The organism is Collinsella sp. AM18-10 (assembly GCF_003471585.1).
Classification (GTDB): Bacteria; Actinomycetota; Coriobacteriia; order Coriobacteriales; family Coriobacteriaceae; genus Collinsella.
In genome coordinates this window covers 54,835-56,104 of sequence record NZ_QRJO01000012.1, presented here as the reverse complement: position 1 = coordinate 56,104, position 1,270 = coordinate 54,835, and the positions used below count along the sequence as shown (strand labels likewise).

Below are 1,270 nucleotides of genomic sequence, written 5' to 3'. Positions count from 1 at the left end.
CGGATGAATGTGGGAACCCGATACCCTGAGGGCCGGATCGGCCGGCCCCGGGAGATCGGAGGACGGCATGTCCGGAAAGAAGAAAAGGGGCTCCGCAAGGGCGGTCCCGAGGGCCTACGGAAGGCTCACGAGGCACGAGCGGGACACGGTCCAGAGGATGCTGGAGCGCGGGGCGTCGTGCAGGGAGATCGCGAGGGAGCTGGGCAGGTCGCCCTCGACGGTGAGCGCCGAGGTGGCGTCGCACAGGTTCGTGACGGCGCCGAAGGCCAGGCGCGGCGAGCGCGTGGACGCCTCCGCCGACCTGTCGGCGGCCTGCCCGCGCCTGGCGGCGTGGCCGCGCTGCTGCAACGGGTGCGGCCGGTACCGCGCGATCGGCTGCAAGCGCCGCCCCCACGTCTTCTACGAGGCCCGGGCCGCGCAGCTGTGCGCCGACTCGGTCCTCGTCTCGTCCAGGCGCGGGATAGACGCCGACGAGCCCGCCGCGGCGGCCAGGCTGGAGGCGATAAGGGGCTGCCTGCGCCGGGGGCTGTCGCCCGAGCAGATGGCGGCGCGCAACGGCGGCCCGGTGGACCTGTCGCCGTCGACCATCTACCGCTGGGTCTCGGCGGGCTACGACGGCATGACCAACATGGAGCTCAGGCGCAAGGTCGGCTACAGGCCGAGGAAGCGCGCCGCGTGCCGGGCGGCGACCCGCCACTCCGCCCGCAGGTCGTACGCCGCGTTCCTCGCCCTCGGGGAGGACGCGTGCGCCGCGGCCTGGGAGATGGACACCGTCGAGGGGGCCCGGGAGGACTCCGCCTGCCTGCTCACGCTGCTTCACCGCCCCAGCAGGCTCCAGCTCGCGCTGCCGCTGGAGGAGAAGACCGCCGGGTGCGTCGCGGGCGCCCTGGAGGGCGTCCGGGCCATCCTCGGCGCCGACGGGACGCGCCGCGTGTTCCGCGCCGTCCTCACCGACAACGGCGCCGAGTTCTCCGACGAGACGGCGGTCGCGGCGCTGCTCGGCGAGGGGCCGGGCGAGACGAGGCTGTTCTACTGCGACCCCGGGCGCAGCGACCAGAAGGGCGCCTGCGAGCGCAACCACGTCGAGATCAGGAAGCTGCTGCCCAAGGGCGCCGGAATCAGGTTCGACCGGCTCGCCCCGGCCGACCTGGCGCTGGCCATGTCGCACGTGAACTCCGAGCCCCGCGGCGCGCTCGGCTTCGCGACGCCCGCCCGCGCCTTCCGGGCGATGCTCGGCGACGACGCGGCGGCGCTGCTGGAGGCGTACGGC

At 74.6% G+C, this 1,270-nt stretch carries 1 protein-coding gene; it reads left to right on the top strand.

Annotated elements, in window-relative coordinates:
- Nucleotides 1-7: 7 nt before the first annotated feature.
- Nucleotides 8-1,270: IS30 family transposase (locus tag DW211_RS07775; protein WP_369832394.1), on the top strand; the 1,263-nt coding region annotated here is incomplete at its 3' end.